The sequence below is a fragment of the Mucilaginibacter daejeonensis genome (assembly GCF_020783335.1).
In the GTDB taxonomy this organism is placed as follows: domain Bacteria; phylum Bacteroidota; class Bacteroidia; order Sphingobacteriales; family Sphingobacteriaceae; genus Mucilaginibacter; species Mucilaginibacter daejeonensis.
In genome coordinates this window covers 3,594,068-3,613,649 of record NZ_CP086068.1, presented here as the reverse complement: position 1 = coordinate 3,613,649, position 19,582 = coordinate 3,594,068, and the positions used below count along the sequence as shown (strand labels likewise).

The 19,582-nt window shown below is 49.0% G+C and carries 22 protein-coding genes; 7 read left to right on the top strand and 15 right to left on the bottom strand.

Annotation, left to right across the window (positions count from 1 at the left end; all coding sequences use genetic code 11):
• Positions 1 to 64 precede the first annotated feature (64 nt).
• The 4 genes from LLH06_RS15415 to LLH06_RS15400 are packed head-to-tail and all read right to left on the bottom strand — an operon-like array spanning position 65 to position 1,946.
• Complete coding sequence (locus LLH06_RS15415; RefSeq protein WP_228170183.1) at positions 65 to 403, bottom strand: TfoX/Sxy family protein; 339 nt, start codon at positions 401 to 403, stop codon at positions 65 to 67.
• Between the two features lie 3 nt (positions 404 to 406).
• The gene (locus tag LLH06_RS15410; RefSeq protein WP_228170182.1) at positions 407 to 943 is read right to left on the bottom strand and encodes a hypothetical protein; all 537 of its coding nucleotides are present in this window, start codon (positions 941 to 943) and stop codon (positions 407 to 409) included.
• A 41-nt stretch (positions 944 to 984) separates the two neighbouring features.
• Entirely contained in the window at positions 985 to 1,488 is a 504-nt protein-coding gene (locus LLH06_RS15405; protein WP_228170181.1) for a TspO/MBR family protein, read from the bottom strand.
• A complete protein-coding gene (locus LLH06_RS15400; protein WP_228170180.1) occupies positions 1,488 to 1,946 on the bottom strand; it encodes a ferritin-like domain-containing protein in 459 nt (152 codons plus the stop codon). The genes LLH06_RS15405 and LLH06_RS15400 overlap by 1 nt, the downstream gene beginning before the upstream one ends.
• Before the next feature lie 107 nt (positions 1,947 to 2,053).
• Between LLH06_RS15400 and LLH06_RS15395 the strand changes: the two genes are divergently transcribed.
• The gene (locus LLH06_RS15395) at positions 2,054 to 2,746 is read left to right on the top strand and encodes a pseudouridine synthase (protein ID WP_228170179.1); all 693 of its coding nucleotides are present in this window, start codon (positions 2,054 to 2,056) and stop codon (positions 2,744 to 2,746) included.
• A 7-nt stretch (positions 2,747 to 2,753) separates the two neighbouring features.
• Here the strand turns inward: LLH06_RS15395 and LLH06_RS15390 are convergent, their stop codons facing one another.
• The 3 genes from LLH06_RS15390 to LLH06_RS15380 all read right to left on the bottom strand — a co-directional run bounded on the left by LLH06_RS15390 (position 2,754) and on the right by LLH06_RS15380 (position 4,723).
• On the bottom strand, positions 2,754 to 3,326 hold the full coding sequence (locus LLH06_RS15390; protein WP_228170178.1) for an NUDIX hydrolase: 573 nt from the start codon (positions 3,324 to 3,326) through the stop codon (positions 2,754 to 2,756).
• Between the two features lie 119 nt (positions 3,327 to 3,445).
• Entirely contained in the window at positions 3,446 to 4,159 is a 714-nt protein-coding gene (locus tag LLH06_RS15385; protein ID WP_228170177.1) for a ZIP family metal transporter, read from the bottom strand.
• Positions 4,160 to 4,723, bottom strand: coding sequence for a phosphatase PAP2 family protein (locus LLH06_RS15380; RefSeq protein ID WP_228170176.1), 564 nt, complete (start codon positions 4,721 to 4,723; stop codon positions 4,160 to 4,162).
• 220 nt (positions 4,724 to 4,943) lie between these two features.
• Here LLH06_RS15380 and glmM point away from each other — a divergent pair, with 220 nt between their 5' ends.
• Positions 4,944 to 6,329, top strand: coding sequence for a phosphoglucosamine mutase (gene glmM, locus LLH06_RS15375; RefSeq protein ID WP_228170175.1), 1,386 nt, complete (start codon positions 4,944 to 4,946; stop codon positions 6,327 to 6,329).
• Positions 6,330 to 6,441: 112 nt separating this feature from the next.
• The gene (locus LLH06_RS15370; protein ID WP_228170174.1) at positions 6,442 to 7,581 is read left to right on the top strand and encodes a cysteine desulfurase family protein; all 1,140 of its coding nucleotides are present in this window, start codon (positions 6,442 to 6,444) and stop codon (positions 7,579 to 7,581) included.
• 52 nt (positions 7,582 to 7,633) lie between these two features.
• Here the strand turns inward: LLH06_RS15370 and LLH06_RS15365 are convergent, their stop codons facing one another.
• From LLH06_RS15365 to tgt, 4 genes are all read right to left on the bottom strand, one after another.
• Entirely contained in the window at positions 7,634 to 7,930 is a 297-nt protein-coding gene (locus tag LLH06_RS15365) for a LapA family protein (protein ID WP_228170173.1), read from the bottom strand.
• Positions 7,931 to 9,074: 1,144 nt separating this feature from the next.
• Positions 9,075 to 9,980 carry a DMT family transporter gene (locus tag LLH06_RS15360; RefSeq protein ID WP_228170172.1) on the bottom strand — a complete coding sequence of 302 codons (906 nt, stop codon included), beginning with the start codon at positions 9,978 to 9,980 and terminating at the stop codon, positions 9,075 to 9,077.
• A 79-nt stretch (positions 9,981 to 10,059) separates the two neighbouring features.
• Positions 10,060 to 11,169 (bottom strand): LptF/LptG family permease, encoded by a 1,110-nt coding sequence (locus LLH06_RS15355; RefSeq protein WP_228170171.1) that lies wholly within the window; start codon positions 11,167 to 11,169, stop codon positions 10,060 to 10,062.
• Positions 11,169 to 12,299, bottom strand: coding sequence for a tRNA guanosine(34) transglycosylase Tgt (gene tgt, locus LLH06_RS15350; protein ID WP_228170170.1), 1,131 nt, complete (start codon positions 12,297 to 12,299; stop codon positions 11,169 to 11,171). Before tgt ends, LLH06_RS15355 begins: the two co-directional genes overlap by 1 nt.
• Before the next feature lie 152 nt (positions 12,300 to 12,451).
• Between tgt and LLH06_RS15345 the strand changes: the two genes are divergently transcribed.
• Genes LLH06_RS15345 through rsmG form a run of 3 tightly spaced genes read left to right on the top strand, consistent with a single transcriptional unit; the run spans position 12,452 to position 14,796 of the window.
• Positions 12,452 to 13,585, top strand: a complete 1,134-nt coding sequence (locus tag LLH06_RS15345; protein ID WP_228170169.1) for a glycosyltransferase — start codon at positions 12,452 to 12,454, stop codon at positions 13,583 to 13,585.
• Positions 13,576 to 14,169 carry an RNA polymerase sigma factor gene (locus LLH06_RS15340; protein WP_228170168.1) on the top strand — a complete coding sequence of 198 codons (594 nt, stop codon included), beginning with the start codon at positions 13,576 to 13,578 and terminating at the stop codon, positions 14,167 to 14,169. Before LLH06_RS15345 ends, LLH06_RS15340 begins: the two co-directional genes overlap by 10 nt.
• The gene (rsmG, locus tag LLH06_RS15335) at positions 14,170 to 14,796 is read left to right on the top strand and encodes a 16S rRNA (guanine(527)-N(7))-methyltransferase RsmG (protein WP_228170167.1); all 627 of its coding nucleotides are present in this window, start codon (positions 14,170 to 14,172) and stop codon (positions 14,794 to 14,796) included.
• A gap of 91 nt (positions 14,797 to 14,887) precedes the next feature.
• Here the strand turns inward: rsmG and LLH06_RS15330 are convergent, their stop codons facing one another.
• Both LLH06_RS15330 and LLH06_RS15325 read right to left on the bottom strand, forming a co-directional pair.
• The gene (locus tag LLH06_RS15330; protein ID WP_228170166.1) at positions 14,888 to 16,312 is read right to left on the bottom strand and encodes a M56 family metallopeptidase; all 1,425 of its coding nucleotides are present in this window, start codon (positions 16,310 to 16,312) and stop codon (positions 14,888 to 14,890) included.
• A complete protein-coding gene (locus LLH06_RS15325) occupies positions 16,305 to 16,688 on the bottom strand; it encodes a BlaI/MecI/CopY family transcriptional regulator (RefSeq protein ID WP_228170165.1) in 384 nt (127 codons plus the stop codon). The genes LLH06_RS15330 and LLH06_RS15325 overlap by 8 nt, the downstream gene beginning before the upstream one ends.
• 230 nt (positions 16,689 to 16,918) lie before the next feature.
• Here LLH06_RS15325 and dprA point away from each other — a divergent pair, with 230 nt between their 5' ends.
• Positions 16,919 to 18,025, top strand: a complete 1,107-nt coding sequence (dprA, locus tag LLH06_RS15320; RefSeq protein ID WP_228170164.1) for a DNA-processing protein DprA — start codon at positions 16,919 to 16,921, stop codon at positions 18,023 to 18,025.
• 50 nt (positions 18,026 to 18,075) lie between these two features.
• Here the strand turns inward: dprA and LLH06_RS15315 are convergent, their stop codons facing one another.
• Positions 18,076 to 18,558, bottom strand: coding sequence for a SixA phosphatase family protein (locus LLH06_RS15315; protein WP_228170163.1), 483 nt, complete (start codon positions 18,556 to 18,558; stop codon positions 18,076 to 18,078).
• 46 nt (positions 18,559 to 18,604) lie between these two features.
• On the bottom strand, positions 18,605 to 19,579 hold the full coding sequence (locus LLH06_RS15310; protein ID WP_228170162.1) for a glycosyltransferase family 9 protein: 975 nt from the start codon (positions 19,577 to 19,579) through the stop codon (positions 18,605 to 18,607).
• Between the last annotated feature and the right edge of the window lie 3 nt (positions 19,580 to 19,582).

The window sequence follows — 19,582 nt, the reverse complement described above, 5'->3', positions numbered from 1 at the left end:
AGTAACGAATGCAGAACGCCCCATGGTCATGACCATGGGGCGTTCTGCATTCATATAATAAGGTCTATTTCTTTCTGGATGCCTTGGCGTGCGGGTTATACGCCAGGCACATATCCAGCCAGCGGTCAACATCTTTAAGGTTATGCAGCGTGTCCAGCTCCACGTAAACATAATCTTTGGAGGTACGGCCATTCATCATCATGTGGTGGCAATTGCCTGCTTCCACTTCGTTGGCTACGCTATCGGCACCAATGCGGCAAAGCAGGTCGCGCTCGTTAATGCAGATGCACATCTTATCGTTCACCATAAAGCAGGTACCGCCGAACATCCACCTCTCCTCTAAAGAGGTATAACGCTCGCTCAGTACCTCACGGAGGTAATTATGTACATGTTCCGCATCCATAAGTTAACCCATCAAGCTGTGCTTCAATCCGTCGAAGATGCTTTCGAAGAACGTAGGTATACTTAACCCGTTATGGTAGTTAAAGTAAATGAAGATGATCAGGATCACCGCTGCGATCACCAAAAAGCGCTTGAACAAATAGCCCGCGAACATGATAAGCAACGGTATGGCCACCAGCCACATCCAACTGATGCGGATGGGGGTAAGCTTATCGTCGCTCTTGTACACGTAATACAATACCGAATGCGTGCCGCTCTCGTTAGCGTGCTTTACATACATAAAGCTCGATTTTTCCAGCTTTTGGCGCACAAAGGCCGTCCCGTTCTGGAAGTTTAGGTTATAGCTAAAGCCGTTGATGGTAAAGGCAAAACGGCCGTTCACATTTTCGAGGATGTGGTCGGCCGTATCGGTGGCTACCACAGCGATCTCCTGCCGGGCGAACGGATTTTCTTTAATGATAAATCTATTGATGCTTACCGTATCGGCAAAGGCAGTGGCCGATAGTAAAAATAGCAGGACAGCGAACAGTATCTTTTTCATCCGGGTGCGATATGTTGCAACAGGCAAAAAGATGCGTACTCTTACCTGTTGAGGATGTAAATATACAGATTTAGCATAGAGGCATAACTCACCCACAACAAATAGGGAACCAATAACCATGCGGCCACTTTACTATACCGGGCAAAGTATATGATGTTGACAATGATGCTGAACCAAAGCAAGGTGATCACGACCAACCCTCCAAGAATGCTCTCGAGCCTAAAGAAAACCATGGACCACGAGAAATTAAGCAGCAACTGCACCAGGTACACGTTGCGCGTGCGGCGATATTTAAGGTCGTTATGGTGCTGCTTCCATACCAACCATGCCGCTACAGCGATCATCAGGTACAGCGTTACCCATACCGGCCCGAACACGCCGTTAGGCGGCGTGAAAGAGGGCTTAGTGAGCGTACTGTACCAGCCAGGTATCTGAGGGATGGTGAAGAACGACGCTGTAGCACCAATACCCTCGGTAATGAGGATACTGACGAGCAATGCCCACCACACCGAGCTTTTACGCTCTTGTACCGTTAGGGTAGCCATTACGCTGTACGTTCTTTATCCAGTTCCTGCTTTAAGGAGAACAAGGCATCATTGATCAGTTCCACCTGTGCTTTCAAGATGTCGGCCTGTGCCGGGGTAAGTGCGTGCTCATCCAATACATATCTGTAAGCACTTAGGGCGGTCTCATCCCCATCTATACATTCTTTCAGGGTCGTAAGGTCGTCATTAGTGACTACTGAAGCCTTAATGTCGGTCCATACGCGGTGCAAGGCGCCCAACGGGCCGCCGCCTGTAGCGGGTGTTTTGCCGATGCTGGCCACCAACGTTTGCAGCTGCTCGACAAATTCGGCTCTTTCGGCCGAATAGCGGGTGAACATGGCTTTCAGCATCGGGTCGTTAGCAATGTCGGCGGCTTGGGCATAGCCTTTTTTGCCATCGTTAGCTATAATGATGAGGTGATCTAATCCCTCGGCGGTATCTTTCAGTTCGGTGCTCATATTTGCAAGTATATATACATTATATACAGATCATCAGTTCAGTTAGTTTACTGTTATTATGGTGGGCATATTCACATGCGGGCAGTAATTGGTAATTTAGCAGCCCCATGTTAAATATACTATACCAGGATGATCATTTAGTGGCGATCAATAAACCACACGGTTTATTGGTGCACCGCTCCAGCATTGCGGCCGATGCCGAAGAATACGCCTTGCAATTGCTGCGTGATCAGTTAGGCCGCCTGGTATACCCGGCTCACCGCATAGACCGTAAGACAGGAGGGGTGTTGTTGTTCGCCCTGGATAAACCGACTGAAGTGGCCATGCAGCAAAAATTTGCCGCTAATGAAGTGCACAAAACGTACTGGACCATTCTGCGCGGCCATACGCCTGATAGCGGCGAGATCGACTATGGGCTGAGAAAGGAGAACGGTACCCTACAGGAGGCATTTACCGCTTACACAACCTTAGCCCGTGCCGAGTTGCCGGTAGCTTTGGGTAAGCACCCTACGTCGCGCTATTCGGTGGTGCAGGCCAACCCGACCACGGGGCGTATGCATCAATTGCGCAAGCATTTTGCCCACATCTTTCACCCGATCATAGGCGATCGCACGCACGGCTGTAACAAACAAAATAAGCTCTTTACCGAAATGTGGGACATGAACACCATGCTGCTGCACGCCCGTCAATTAGTGTTCACACACCCTGTCTCCAACGAGCAGGTCAGCATTGAAGCGCCACTGCAAGCTGAATTTGTAAGGGTGATGAAGATGATGGGATGGAGCGAACTCGTAGTTTGAGTGAGTTTTAAACACCAAATATCTCTGGGTACTGTAAGGCCGCCTTCAATATAAAGTTCATCGAATCGGTCACCCAGATCAGGCCGTCCTTTACATGCTGCAATACCTGCGGTGCAGGCATGGTCAGTACCTCTATGTTCTCGGTCTCGTCCAGCTTTTGCTCCGAGTTGAACACCGCATTGAACAGGATATAGCCGTAAGTGATCTGCTTGGTCTTGGTGGGGTTGTTGGTGATCTTACCTATCGAGATCAGCTGATCGGCCTCAGCCTTTATGCCCACTTCTTCTTCCAGCTCATTAAGAGCCGACTGAATAAGAGTTCTGCCTTTTTGCTGCATACCTCCGGGTAGTTCGAGCAGGATCTCGCCCAGGGCGTGTTTATATTGCCTTACCAACACCACCTCATGCTGAGGAGTTAGCGCCAGCACTTGAACCACATTGCCCAGCGGAGAAAAATAATAATCGTCAACGATCTTTCCGTTGGCCAGTTCAACGGTATGCTTCAAAATCGGGAACCAAGGGCTCGGTGAAACGTCCTCTTCCTTCAGTACTTTCCACTTTTGTATATCAGGCTTGCTCATGCGGCTAAAGTAAGGAAAAAGAACCAACGGCCCCTCTGTATCTCCCCGGAAGGGGAGACTTTTAAACGAAGCCAAGCTTTTAAAGCCCTCCCTCCCGGGGAGGGTTTGGATGGGGCTATTTACAACCCACTCACGAAGCCCGCCAGTGCGATACCCACGCCCAGTAATACGGCGATCAGTTTACGCTGGTTGAATTTATGATCAGGCCCGGCCTCGAATAAGATGGTGGTGGATATATGCAGGAAGATCCCGATCACCACACCCATAATGCGGTTAAAATATTGCTGCAGGTTACCGATGCCGCCATTGCTCAGCGCATCGCTAAAAAAGTAACCGGCAGGGGCCATCACCGCAAATAGGCCAACGAACATGATGGTCATGGTCCTGCTTTGGTGGTTGGCCATTAACACCGTGGCCAGCGCGAACGCCGCCGGTATATGATGTAACGCGATCCCGAAAACCAGTTCCTGCTTATGGCCGCCGGCAAGGGGCATGCCCTCTAAAAAACCATGCAAACAAAGGCTCACCATGATCCCTACCGGAAAAGCCACCTTATCATGTTGATGTAGGTGCATGTGGCCATGTTCTATACCATCTGAGAATTGCTCTAAGATCACCTGGAAAACGAAGCCGGCCAATATGAACACACCCACCAGGTGGTCGTTGCCGTGATAGGCTTCGGGTATGAGGTGTAGCACGGTGATACCGAACAGGTACGCACCGCTGAACGATAGGATGAGCTTAAGTTGCTTATGATCCTTCCCCTTAAAGAACAACGCTGATACGCCGCCAAAAAAGGCACAAAAAAATAATAGAAGTAGATACCAGGTCATTTAAAACTGAGGTTGTGATCTTTTGAATACGCGGGCAAATAAGAACCCCAGCAAGCCGCCGTAAAGCGCACCCGCGGTAACATCTATCGGAAAATGGACGCCTACATACACTTGCGCAAAGCAAACGATAGCGGCCCACAATATCACCCACAACCACACCCAGCGCCATTTGTTTTGATAAGCCATTCCCAGGAACACCGACATAGCGAAATGATCGGTAGCATGGGTAGACGGGAAACTGTACCCCGTACCGCAGGGCACGCGGCTGGTAATGGTAGGCGCCAGTACGGCGTCATGGCAGGGGCGCATACGTTGCACCTGTTTTTTGATCAGGCTTGCGCTGGTAAGGTCGGCCACGCCAACGGTGATGAGCAAGGTCACGATCAGGATCACGCCCGCCTTCTTGTAGCGCCATATGGTGAACACGATAATAAATATATATACCGGTATCCAGAATTTAGGGTTGCGTAGCCACGGCATCACCACGTCGAACACCGGGTTGGCCAGCGTATGATTAATGAAGTAGAATAGCTTACGGTCTAACTGTAATAACAGGTCGGGCATCACGGTGCTTCAAAAGTGATCCGTCATCGCGAGGAACGAAGCGATCTCTGGTCAAGCATGTACAACGATACATAGTTCCGGGATCGCTTCGTTCCTCGCGATGACGTTATGGAAAACGCCTGCAAATATAACCAATTACCCTTGGCATAAATACCGGGCGGTTTTATATGACGCGTAGTTAATAAATTTTTACTTTTGCACACTTAAAACATTATCCGCTTTGACATTAATTAAGTCTATATCAGGCATACGGGGAACGATAGGTGGTGCCGCCGGCGATGGCCTAACTCCTTTGGATGTAGTGAAGTTCACGGCAGCCTTCGGCGCGTGGGCCATGGGTCGTACCGGCATCCGTAAGATCGTGGTGGGCCGTGATGCCCGCCTTTCGGGCACCATGGTGAACAACCTGGTGATCGGTACGCTTCAAGGCCTCGGCATCGATGTGATCGATCTGGGTCTGTCTACCACGCCTACTGTGGAGGTGGCCGTACCCGCCGAAGGTGCTGCCGGAGGGATCATCCTTACCGCTAGCCACAACCCTAAGCAATGGAACGCCCTCAAATTATTGAACGCCACGGGCGAGTTCATCAATGATCAGGACGGAAAGGAAGTGTTGCGCATCGCTGAAAGCGGCGAGATAGATTTTGCTCAGGTAGATGAGCTCGGTACCGTTACCGCTGATGATACTTACCTGCAAAAACATATCGATCAAATACTGGCCTTGCCATTAGTTGATGTGGAGGCCATCCGCAACGCTAACTTTAGCGTAGTGGTGGATGCCGTGAACTCGACAGGAGGGATCTTCGTGCCTGCCTTGTTAAAGCAATTAGGTGTGAATACTATTCATCCGTTGTATTGTGAACCGACCGGGCACTTCCCGCACAACCCTGAACCACTACCTGAGCACCTGACCGAACTGCGCAAGCAGGTGGTGGAGCATAAGGCCGATCTGGGTATAGCCGTGGACCCTGATGTTGACCGCCTGTGCTTCGTTTGTGAAGATGGCAACGTATTTGGCGAAGAATATACACTGGTGGCCGTGGCCGACCATGTGTTGAAGTATCATAAGGGTAATACCGTGTCCAACCTGTCGTCTACCCGTGCGTTGCGCGATGTGACGGAGGCCCACGGCGGCGAATATCATGCTGCTGCGGTAGGAGAGGTGAACGTGGTGACCAAGATGAAAGAGGTGAACGCCGTGATCGGTGGCGAAGGTAACGGAGGGGTGATCTACCCTGAGTTGCACTACGGCCGTGACGCGCTGGCAGGTATCGCTTTATTCCTAACGCATCTGGCTAAGTTCAACGGGCCGATATCTGCCCTGCGTGCCAGCTACCCTAACTATTTTATCTCCAAAAATAAGATCGAGCTTATACCAGGCATGGATATCGATGCTCTGCTGGTGAAAGTGGAAGAAAAGTACATGGATCAGCCGCACAGCACGATCGATGGATTAAAGATCGAATTCGACAAGCAATGGGTACACCTGCGCAAGTCTAACACCGAGCCGATCATCCGCATATACTCTGAAGCAGCAGGCGAGCAGGAAGCCAATGCATTAGCTAACCAGATCATTGCTGATATCAAGGGGATCTTAAATATATAATTAAGACCAAACACGTCATTGCGAGGAACGAAGCGATCTCTGCGTAGGCTTGATGGCCATACACATTTCAGAGATCGCTTCGTTCCTCGCAATGACGGAAATATAACTACTAATGAACGAAAGAATATATCTCGATAATGCCGCTACCACGCCTATCGACCCTGAAGTGATGAAGGAGATGGTGAAGGTGATGGAAGGTAATTATGGTAATCCGTCATCTATACATGCGCATGGCCGCGAGTCGCGCTCGCTGATCGAAAAGGCTCGTAAAACGGTCGCTAACCTGTTGCATACCTCACCTGCCGAGATCTTTTTTACCTCAGGCGGTACCGAGGCCGACAATACGGCCATCCGTTGTGGCATCATTGATCACGGTTTAAAGCATGCCATCACCAGCCGCATTGAGCACCATGCCGTGGTACATACCCTGGAGGCACTGGAAAAGAATGGCACGATCAAGCTCAGTTTTGTGGACGTTGACGATAAAGGCAGCGTGAATTATGAGCATTTAGAGGAGTTGTTAAAGACCAACGAGCGCAGTTTTGTATCCTTGATGCATGCCAACAATGAGTTGGGTACCCTAACCGATATGGAGCGCGTAGGCGACCTGTGTGAGCAGTACAATGCCTTGTATCATTGCGATACGGTGCAGACGCTCGGTCACTATCCGCACGACCTGAGCAAGCTTAAAGCACACTTCATCGTATGTGCTGCGCATAAGCTTCACGGCCCAAAAGGCACAGGTTTTTTATACATCAACCACAAAGTGAAGATAAACCCGATGATATACGGCGGTTCTCAGGAACGAAATATGCGTGGGGGGACCGAGAACATCTACGGTATCGTGGGGCTCGCTAAAGCCGTAGAAATGGCCTATACGGACATGGCCGCTCATCAAGAGCATATACAAGGCCTTAAAAGCTATATGATGGCTCAATTAGAGCAGATCCCAGGCATTCACTTTAACGGAGAGACCGATCCGGCCAAGAGCTTGTATACCGTGCTCAACGTTTCGTTCCCGGAGATGGAGATGGCCGATATGCTGTTGTTCAGTTTGGACATCGCCGGCATCTCGGCATCGGGCGGCAGTGCCTGTAGCTCAGGTAGCAACATAGGATCTCACGTGCTCAACGGCATCGGGGCCAACCCTGACCGGCCGGCAGTAAGGTTCTCCTTTTCCAAGTACAACACCCGCGAGGAGATCGACCTCACGGTGGCCAAGATCAAAGAAATCTGTAACCCTAAAGCCTGACGAAAGTCAGGCTTTTTCTTTTGGTGGACATACCATCGGTACTAACGTCCTGTTAGCTGATATAATCTCTGTCCTCGTCACTTAGTGTATCGGGACGCCTGCGTGGTGCATCATCTTCCTCCTCTTCCTCGTCGTACTCTTCTTCCCGCTCTTCATATTTCTTACGTCCCGGTGTGGCCACAATGACGCCCAGGATGAAACCTCCCAGCGCAACGCCGATCAGTGCGGTCATCTTAGAGGTCGTCATGGTCCCGAACAGTACATGGAACGTTGCTTCGTCCTGGTTCTGGATGATGAACACCGTAAGCACTATAGTGATCAGGATAGCCAATATGGTTTTAAAGCTCATGGTGCGATCGGCAATTTTGTTATACAATATGCAAAAAAGATCGCACACGTTATTTCCATATTTCTCATCGATGAACCGCGTCTGCCGACCATAATAGATACCAGTAGGAGGGGAATGTTCCACTAAATTTCCTGATCAAGATCGGCCCGTTCTTTAGGCATTCGTATACAAAAAGATAATAGGCCGTGTACCTCAAGTAAAAATTGAGGTTTAGGGGTTTACGACATCAGTACACTATCTTGCTTCCTCGCAAGAAAAATCCTTCTGATAATATTAGTTTATTTAGATTTAAATAAATAGCTGATAATCATGTTTTTATTAAATTATAAATCATTCATTTAGTAAATATGCTAAAAATAATAGCATTATGCATGTTCAACGACCGTTTGTAAATCAAGTAAATTATAATTTGGAATTTATAAAATACTGGTATTCAGTATTTATATGATGATAAATTTAATAGGTTTTTATTCTTAATCATCGTGCTTAAAGAAACTTTTAGGAGTTGAAGAGTCAAGATGTGAGGTGTTGAACCGTACACTAAGTTCGAAATAGAAATTGGCTGTGCTGGATCATCTTCATTAAGACGTACATTTCAGTGTCCAAAAAATTGGAGTGCTCATAGGGCTTTAAAATGCGTCAGCGCAAATGAGCGGGTCTTACGTCGCAAGTCGAAAATAGTGGGCGCTTGACCCCTGTTTTGTTTAGGTCAATGCCATCGTTGACGTGGTATAAGACGCACAAATGAGCGGCCGGAGCAAGAGAGGCGGTGGGTAAGTTTAAAGATCCGTAAAGCTCGACTGGCAAGAGAGATCGTCGGTAAAAATTCGACCAACAAATAAGATGTGCGAAGTTGGGTCGACGGCAGGCGTCAACAATGGATCATCACGATGTGCTCATCACATCTTTAAACTAGATGACCGGCTTATACAGCTTAAGAGAATTTAATACATGAGGCGCTCACTATTGATGTGAGGTTTCTCCTGAATCGGGTGCAAAGCAAAGAGCTTATTGTATCGAATTTGTCCGATAGCCAGTGGTAACACTGAGTGTGTCGCTGCCATAGCAGTGGAAATGATCAAAGTAGAACTTAGCTCGGCAGCGTGCTTTTTTGTCCTGGTCAAGCATTCGAATGAGCCAATGATCAGCGATTTTTAAGGCGCCCAATGTTGCGCTGAACCACCGGAAAAAGGAAGATGGTAGACAGGATGACCACGGCGCCAGCCCAAAAGCCAATGCTCATGGTATGCAGGTCTCCGAAAAACATAAAGGCCATAACGATGCCGTATACAGGCTCCAGATTGGTGATCAGGGCTACTTTAAAAGCTGATAGTTCGCGCATGACCGACACCCCTGCAACGTAGGCCAGGGAAGTACATATAGTGCCCAGAATGATCAGGTAGCCAATGTCTTCACCCTGGGGTATCTGCAGGTCGGTGAACGTTCCGCTAAGGAGCATATATATAGTTATCCAAAAGAACGCGCCGATCAGCTCATAAAAGGAAATGATGGTAGGATGGGTGGTTTTGACCTGGCGCGAATTGATGATAGAGAACAGGCTCGATGCGGACGCACAAAGCAGCCCAAGCGTGATACCTAAGGTGTACTGTGTTTCAAATTTAAAGATCAGGACAATGCCTATAATGATCAGTATGCCCGATAGTATCTCGAGCTTAGAAATGGGTTTACGGTTGATCAGCGGCTCAAAAATAGCCGTGAACAGTGTGGTAGAAGATAGGCACACCAGCGTGATCGAGACATTGGATACCTTGATGGCCTGAAAGAACAAGATCCAGTGCCCGCCCACCAGCGCCCCGGTGAGGATCAGTTTCAGAAAGGTGCTGCGATCGATGCTGAAATGCTTTTTATTGAATTTAAAGTACAGGAACAGCGTAGCGAACGCGATCAGCACCCGGTACCACACCAGGTTAACGGCGGTCATAGTGATCAGGTTGCCCAGTATGCCTGTAAAACCCCATATGAAAACGGTGAAGTGCAGAATGAGCAGGTTCTTATTAAGTTGAGCAGATGCGTTTTGACTGGATGACATTGAGCTGTAAAGAAATATAAAGACGTATACCCTGTATATCGCATCTATTACGCGACCACAAGAGCACTACGCCGGCAGACTATTTAGGGGCTTTGCGCAGCAAATATAACCCGGTTAGTCCGAATAAAAGGTTAGGGATGAATACCGCGATGATAGGCGGCAGGTTAGCCTTGAGCGAGAACACGTTAGCGAACCGGTCGATCACGATATATAAAAAGCATAGCAAGATGCCTATACCCAAAGGCAGACCTATACCACCGCGTACCTTACGCGAGGATATGGACACACCGATCAGCGTAAGCACGAAGGCCGAGAACGGGTAAACATAGCGCCTAAACATCTCCAGGCGTAATTCTACCAAGCGGCCTGTGCCGCGTATCTTCTCTTTTTCTATCCGTTTGGCCAGTTCTTTAGTTGGGATGGCTCTGTAGATATTAGTATTGATATCGTTATTGGCCTCAAAATCGGATGGGCGCATGTCCAGCGTGGTATCTTTACGGGGTATCTGTAGGAATTGCTCCTTCAGGCCATTCACATACCGTACCTGCACATCCAGCAATGACCAGGTGCGCTTAAGCGAGTCGTAAGTGATACGCGGGGCGGTCAGTTTCTCCTTGATCACGTCACCGTCGAATTTCTCCATCATGAAATTGTAGCCCGAATGCACAACGTTATCGTACGATTCGAGGTAAACGAAAGTGTGTTTGTCCAACTGCATATGCAGCTGCTTCAATGTGGGGTCGGTATCGTTTGTATAGGTATTGGCATACTTGACACTCAACTGGTTAGTGTAAGGTATAAAATATACGTTACCGAAAAAGAAAACGATAAAGATGACGCCGGAGGATATAAAATAAGGCCTCAGGAAGCGATTAAAGCTTACTTTGCCACTCAAAATGGGCACGATCTCGGTCTGGTTGGCCATTTTGGCCGTAAAGAATATCACCGCCAAAAAGTTGATCAGCGGTAGCAGAATATTGGCATAGTAGGGCAGGTAGCCGCCGTAATATTGGAAAACGATGGCGCTCAACGGTGCCTTGCTTTTCAAAAAGTCGTCCAAGTGCTCCGAAACGTCAAATACCACAATGATCACCAGGAACAGCGAAAGCGTGAACACGAACGTGCCCAGGTACTTTTTAATGATGTACCAGTCCAGTATCTTGATGTATCGGTTCAAAAAGTTAGACATTACAGGCGTTGCGATAATTTGGTGACCATGGCGTTCTTCCAGCTATAGAACTCGCCGCTAATTATCTTATTGCGTGCCTCGGTCACCAGCCACAGATAAAAATGCAAGTTGTGCAAGCTGGCTATCTGACCACCCAATAACTCGCCCGAGGCGATCAGGTGACGCAGGTAAGCTTTGCTGTGCTCGCGGTCTACCCAAAGGTCGCTTTCCTCATCAATAGGGCTCATGTCGTTCTTCCACTTCTCGTTGCGCATGTTCAGGATGCCGTTACGGGTAAACAGTAACCCGTGGCGGGCATTACGGGTGGGCATCACGCAGTCGAACATATCTACACCTAAAGCGATGTTCTCCAATATGTTAGCAGGCGTACCCACGCCCATCAGGTAGCGGGGCTTATCGGCCGGTAGTATGTTACAAACCAGTTCAGTCATGGCGTACATCTCCTCGGCCGGCTCACCTACTGACAGGCCACCGATGGCATTCCCTTCACGGCCGAACGAGGCGATCACTTCGGCCGATCTTTCGCGAAGGTCCTTATAAACAGATCCTTGCACGATCGGGAACAAGCTTTGATGGTAGCCGTATTTGGGCTCGGTGCTATCCACGCGCTCGCAGCAACGCTTCAACCAGCGGTGCGTCATCTCGATGGAACGGCGTGCGTAGCCATAATCGCAAGGGTAGGGCGTGCACTCATCAAATGCCATAATGATATCAGCACCGATCACCCGCTGGATGTCCATAGCTGACTCGGGTGTGAACAAATGCTTGGACCCATCAATGTGCGAGCGGAAGGTCACACCTTCTTCCTTAATCTTGCGGGCATTACTTAATGAATATACCTGATAACCACCACTATCCGTCAAAATAGGGCGGTCCCAGCCATTGAACTTGTGCAGGCCACCTGCCTTTTCCAGGGTCTCTAACCCCGGGCGCAGGTAAAGGTGGTAAGTATTGCCCAAAATAATCTGGGCTTTAATGTCGTCCTTTAGTTCGCGCTGGTGTACGGCCTTGACCGTTCCGGCGGTGCCAACAGGCATGAATATAGGCGTTTGGATAACGCCGTGGTCAGTAGTGATCTCGCCGGCGCGGGCCTTTGAGAGTTTATCTTGAGCGGTGAGAGCAAATTTCATTTTGATGAGGCAAAATTACTAATAATAAACCCCCTGCCCAAACCCCGCGCCCCGATAGGGCGCCTGCAAGCGGGCGAAGCCTTCTTAATTGAAAGTATTTGACGGTCAAGTCGCTTAATTTTAACAAATTTGCGCATCATATTTTTTAAGAGTTGGCACCATATTTACCGCAGGCCTTATTAGTTCTGTTCCTGATCTGTTTTTTAGCACAAATGGGTTTTTTGCTCATCCGCCAGCGCCGTTTGGCCGCTTATCAGGTGCCTGATACCGATGTATCTGCTGTTGATCTGCCTATTTCGGTCATCATCAGTGCCCGCAACGAGGCCGAGAATCTGGCCCTGTACCTGCCCGCGATATTGGAGCAACGATATCCGAATTTTGAAGTAGTGGTGGTGAACGATTGCTCGGTCGATAGTTCCGAACAGGTGCTTGAGGAGCTGAGCAGAAAACATCCTCATCTTAAATTGGTTACTGTTACAGAACACCGCCGATTCAAGACCGGCAAAAAGTTCGCCTTGACCATGGGTATCAAAGCCGCCAGATACGATCACTTGCTATTCACTGATGCTGACTGTCAGCCTGCTTCGCCTTATTGGGTGGCGCGCATGGCTTCCAATTTTCAGCCCGGTACCGAGATCGTTCTGGGGTATTCGCCATATACCCGCCGTAGTGGCTTTATCAACGCTTTCACCCGTTTCGAGACCTTGCACACCGCGATCAATTACTTCTCGGCCGCCTTGGCAAAAGATGCATATATGGGCATCGGCCGTAATTTAGCTTATACTAAAGAGCTGTTTTTCAAAAACAAAGGCTTTGCATCGCACCTGCACGTGATGGCCGGTGATGATGATCTTTTTGTGAACAGTAACGCCACGCCTACCAATACCGCGATCGAGATACACCCCGATTCGTTCATTTACACTGAAAGCAAACGCGGGATAGGTGCGTACTTCAGGCAAAAGCGTCGCCACATGGGCGTGGGCAGGCTGTACCGCAACAAGCACCGGCGTATGCTCACGTTCGAGGCGCTTAGCGGCTCATTCTTCTACATCGCTTTGGGGCTTTGCTTGTATTTCAGGTATGATCAGCCGATAGGTTTGTTCATTGTTGGCGGGGCTTACTTGTTACGGTTGCTTACGCAGGGCGTGATCTACCACAGCTCAGCAAAAAAACTTACCGGTACGGGCCTGATCTGGTTCCTGCCGTTCTATGATGTGCTTTATTTTTTATTCATTAACATATTTGGCCTAATAGGAACCTTTACACGAACTACCCAATGGAAGTGAACGCAAACTTTACCGAGAACGCTAAGAACGACTACCAATTGGTGCTGAAAGCCAGGGAGGGTAATCAAAAAGCTTATGCCGACCTCATGCAGCGCTATAAGGACTCGATCTACTTCATGTCGCTCAAAATGGTGAATAACCGCGAGGATGCGATGGATATCACGGTAGAGACCTTTGCGAAGGCTTTCGAGAAACTGGACAAATACCAGCCTGACTACGCCTTCAGTACCTGGCTGTTCAGGGTAGCCACCAATAATTGTATCGACTTTTTACGCAAGAAAAAGCTCAACACCGTATCGATCAACCAAATGAACGACGAGGAGGATGAGCGCCCGCTACAGATAAAGGCCGATACGCTGAACCCAGAGGAGTCATCTATCAAAAAACAGCAGTCGGAAGAGTTAAAGGTGCTGATCGAAAGCTTGCCGCCAAGGTACCGTAATTTGCTCACGCTGAGGTATTTTGACGAGCTCTCGTACGAGGAGATCGCCCAGCAGCTCGACCTGCCGCTGGGCACCGTTAAAGCACAATTGTTCAGGGCCAAATACTTGTTAGGCAATATCATAAACCGTATAGAGCGATAGATGGACGCTGGTATCGTTACCAAATATTTTCCGGAGCTGACCGCCCGTCAGCAAGAACAGTATGCACAGTTGGGCGAGTTATACCCATACTGGAATCAGCAGATCAACGTGGTCTCGCGCAAGGATATGGATTCGCTTTTCGAGCGCCATGTGCTTCATTCATTGGGCATTGCTAAGGTGATGCGCTTTTTGCCTGGCGAGCAGGTGCTTGACGTAGGCACCGGTGGGGGATTCCCCGGCGTGCCGCTGGCTATCATGTTCCCTGAAACGCAGTTCCATTTGGTGGATAGTATCGGTAAAAAGATCAAAGTGGTCACCGAGGTATCGTCGGCAATTGGTTTGACCAACCTTAAAGCTACTCATTCGAGGGCCGAACAAGTGCCTGGTAAATTCGATTTTGTGGTATCGCGTGCGGTAACGCAGTTGAAGGATTTTTATCCATGGGTGAAAGGAAAATTCACCAAAAGCGCGAAGAACACTTTACCCAGCGGGATCCTGTATTTGAAGGGGGGAGACCTTGAACAGGAAATTGCCGAATCGGGTTTGGCCGTTCAGCAATACTTCCTGAAGAACTATTTTGAGGAAGAGTTCTTCGAGACCAAGCAGGTCATCTACGTAAAAGGGTAGTTCGTTTTCTATCTGATCAATTACTTTTTTTTGGGGGGGCGAGAAATTAATTTGATAGTTATCAGCTTATTGTAGTATGTTACATCAACGATCAGGTATGCTTAGTTTTGCCGTGCTTTTTTGCTTTCGTTGATGACGGCTGTGTGCTCGGCGGCGGTGGCGGCGGCGGGATCGAACCATCGCTGTTAGGTGTAGCGCGTATTCTTGATGATACCGGCGGTGGGGGCGGTGGAATGGAGCCATTCTTGCCTCTTATAGCACGTGCTTTTGATGATCTTGGCAAAGCAGGCGGCGGCGGTGGGGGCGGAACAACACCCTCAGCACTAGGTATGGCACTTGCTTTTGACGAGCTGGATGCTTCAATGCCACGATCGATCGCCGGTGGCGGGAACTTAACATTGCTTTTTTCTCTGTGTTTTACCTGGCTCGGAGGCGGGAACTTAATAGGACCTTTTTGGTTAGTATCTCTCGTTGTCATTGGTGGTGGAAATTTGACAGGCCCTTTGTAGCCAGGTGTCATTAAAATATTCCGAACGGTCGCTTTTTCAATATCGACAGATACTTCATGTTTTGAGTCAAAATACTTTGATCGATAGTGGGTTGTTGTTGGTGATCCACTGCCGACCAAATGAACGGTGATCAAACTGTGATCTTTGCTGAAAGCAGCTGAGGATGCGAGGAGCATCCCTACCGATAGGGGTAGTGCTGCAAGGTAGTTTAGCCTGGCTAACCTACCTGAGCGTTTTTGATAGAGCTTCATTATTCTGGTTTTTAAAAGTTTCGTATCAGAAAAATCGCTGGTGAGCGGGATGCCGCTGCTTAGGCAGGCCTGCCCGATCAGCAGATCCACATAGCGGTCGGTCTCATCAAGCGCGGCACAGCGGTCGGCCTCGTACTCGTGCACCGCCTTCAGGCTGTTCTGCAGCAGGTATACCACCGGGTTGAACCAGCACAGCGCTTTCAGTGCTTCTGTGATCAGAATATCAATGCTGTGATTTTGCCGCATGTGCACGCATTCGTGGCGCAGTATGGTCTCATCCACATCGGCCTCATCGCTCACGAACATGTAGTGCAGAAATGAGAATGGAACCTTCGCGTTAGCGACCTTAACGACCGTATAATTTCCCATAACATACACCTTCCTGCCAGCGATCAATTTTAAGACGCTGTAAAGCCTCATCGATGTTAAGACGAGCGTTGATGCGCATCCAAGCAAATAGATCGCCTTAGCGGCTTTAAATGGCTTTACAACGGGCGGCTGCGATAGGGTAGTGGAGCGCTGATCAGCATGCACGACCATGGTCGACGCCTTAGCCACCGGGTCCTTCATTGCTGAGGTTACCGGTTCAAAGCTCACTTTTATGGCTGGCAGCGCAAAGCACACCATTATGCTCAGGAGCAGATATGTCCTGTTGGCGGTGTAAAAGGTTTGCTTGCGTAGCAGTAGCCAATAGAGGCCGTAGCTTACGCACAGGTAAGCATTGGCCTCAAGCAAATAGCGCATCCAATTACTCATCGTTGTTGGTCTTTTTGCGGCTGCGCTCGGCCAATAGGATCAGCTCTGCCAGTTCGCTCAGGTTAAGTTTCTGTTCTTTTACCAGGTATGACACCAGGCTTTTGTACGAGTTGTTGAAGTAGCTCTTGATCACTTTGTCAAAAGCGAACTTCTTGTAATCTTCCTCGCTCACGATAGGGAAGTACACATGGGAGTTACCGTAGGCTTTGTGGTCAACAAATCCTTTGGTCTCCAATACGCGCACCACCGTGCTTACTGTGTTGTACGCTGGCTTGGGGTCGCCCGGCATTTTCTCCAGTATCTGCTTCACTATGCCCTCTTTCAGTTTCCATAGGATCTGCATTACTTCTTCCTCTGCTTTAGTCAATTCTTTCATACGTTCTTTTGGTCCAAAACCCTAACTATATCAGTAGTTTGGGTAAACTATCCGAATAGTTGGTCAACTGTTTTTATAGTTCGAATACACGAAAATACTACTATTTTTATAGTTTGCAAACTATTTGTGTAGTTGAGTGCTCTTTTTAGCGTGAAACGGCCCTTTTTCAGAAAAAATTTTTTCACCCTAAAGGGTAATATGTTTTTGTACTTTGGTGGCGCCGCGTTTTTATGTCACTTAAACACCAATTGGCACTCACCTTTATTAAAGGCATAGGCCCAACCTTATCAAGATCACTACTGGCTTATTTTGGCCATCCCGAAAAAATTTTTGAGGTGCCTGCGGCACGTTTCGCCAAAGTGCCGGGCATTGGCAGCAGGATCATTGAGCAGCTCAACCTACCCCAGGCACTGGAACGTGCCGAAGCTGAAGAAGCTTATGTAAAGAAGCATGGGATCGATGTGATCTTTTATACCGATGAGCGCTATCCCAAGCGGCTTAAGAACTGTAATGACGCCCCCATTTTATTATATAGTAAAGGCAACGCCGATCTGAACAACCGCCGCGCAGTAAGCATCGTAGGAACCCGTAACGCGACCGACTACGGCCGGGCCTTGTGTAAGCAACTGATCGACGACCTGCAACAATACGGCGTACTGATCGTGAGCGGGCTTGCCGCTGGTATAGATGTGGCCGCACATAAGGAAAGCTTGCGAGCAGAATTGCCTACGGTAGGTGTTTTAGGCCATGGGTTAGACCGCTTATACCCGAGCCAGAACCGACAAACGGCCGATAAGATGTTGCTGAACGGTGGGTTGCTCACCGAGTACCCATCGGGCACTAAGCCTGATCGCGAGAACTTCCCTGCGCGTAACCGCATTGTGGCCGGTATGGCCGATGTTACAGTGGTGATCGAGGCAGGTATCAAGGGGGGCGCTTTGATCACGGCCGAGATAGCCAACTCTTACGACCGTGATGTGTTCGCTTTTCCCGGTCGTATCACCGATGAGTATTCGGAGGGATGCAATTTCCTGATCAGGCACAACAAAGCGGGCTTGTTGACCTGTGCGGCCGACCTGGCCCACTTGATGGGTTGGGACACCGAAAAAGATAACGCTGCCAAACCCAAGGCCAAACAGTTCGCGCTGCCAATTGACCTCACCGCTGATGAAAGGAATATTTGGGATATTTTGCAACACGCCAAGGCGCCGGTAAGCATAGATGATCTGGCTATCAAGCTGAGTATGCCGTTGAGCAAACTGGCCATGGACCTGCTCAACATGGAGATGCAGGGCTACATAAGCGCCAAGCCCGGTAAGATGTATGTGATCGGATAGTCCAATCGTCAGGCCCGGAAAGAGATATGTTTGGCTGTTTCAAGATCACCTTAGGAGTGACCAGGTGTTGTATAGTAAGTGATCACCCCCGAGCCATGGGTCACTTCCTGCCAGCTGTCAACATCTTCGAAAACTACCAATATGGCCGTGCAGGGAAGCACATCACGAACTTTTTCGGTAAGGTTGAGTAATAGGTAAGCAATACCCGGATTGTGACCTACCATGGCCACAAAGTCATACTGGTCTGAAAAATGGTTGATGGTCTTTAACAATGCCTTTTCGCTGGCCTCATATATAGCAGGTGCTAATAGCGGTGAAGGTGCACCCAACTGCTGAGCAAGCGTGGTAGCTGTTTTAATGGTGCGTACCGATGGACTGCTGACAAAGTACTGCGGTACGTTGCCCGTAGCCTGTAGCTTTTGCACCAAAGCCTGCACATCAGCTTCACCCCGTGCCGATAACTGGCGACCCATATCGCCATCGTTAGAACTGGATACCGCTTCGGCATGACGTATCAATAGTAGCTTCTTCATACAAGAATAAATGTAGGCATTTGCCAGTACAATTATAAAGTGACCATTACGCGTTCTTCTGCTCCGCGAAGGTGATCAGCGGTAGCTCGGGCATATCGTTCATACATTTGAAGTGACCGAGCGGGCATTTCTCCTGCCCGAATTTAGAGCAGGGACGGCACGGCAGTTCAACTCCGGCAACCAACGACCGTTTCACCATATAAGGCTGTACGCCTAAAAGCTCAGGTACCGTACTTCCCCAAATGGAAGCGATAGGTATATCAAATGCTTCGGCGATGTGGGTAAGCCCGGTATCAAAACCTAATAAGCTATCTGCCTGTGATACTAAAAACACCGACTCGTCCAGTGTGGTGACGCCACACGCGTTATAAACTCTTGCGCTAACGGCATTTGTGATCTCATCTCCATTGGCTTTTACATCATTACCGCCTAATAATATTATCGGTTTGCTGATCTGATTGCATATGCTGATGATCTTATGGTTAGGCATACGCTTGGTGTTGTGTGTGGCACCTATCACAAAAGCCACATAGCCCTGCAGGTGAGAGGCCGGCAGCAGATCGGTCAGTTGATATTGGTTCTTGATGTAATAGTTGATCGGCTGGCCATCGTTCACTACACCTAAAGGCGCCACAGCTTTCAGGTAACGATCCACCAGGTGTACGGGTGGTACCAGCTTTAAATTGAACTTTAGGCTGAGCCATTTGCGCAGGCGCTGCTTGTCATACGTGTACGAGCGTATGCCGGTGCGCAGCTTGATGATGCTGGTGCGCAGGTTGCTGTGGAGGTCGACGATAAGGTCGTAACCTTCGGCCTTGATATCGGCAATGGATTGGCCGAGGGTGGGCTGCAAGAGCAACAGCTTATCTACGTACGGATTGTTGTCATAAATGTAGCGAAACGCTGGCTTGGTCAGGAAATGCACTTCGGCATTGGGCAATTGCTGTTTCAGACAGCGTACCACCGGAGTGGTATATATAATGTCACCCATGGAGCTGAAGCGGATCACCAGTATCTTCATGTT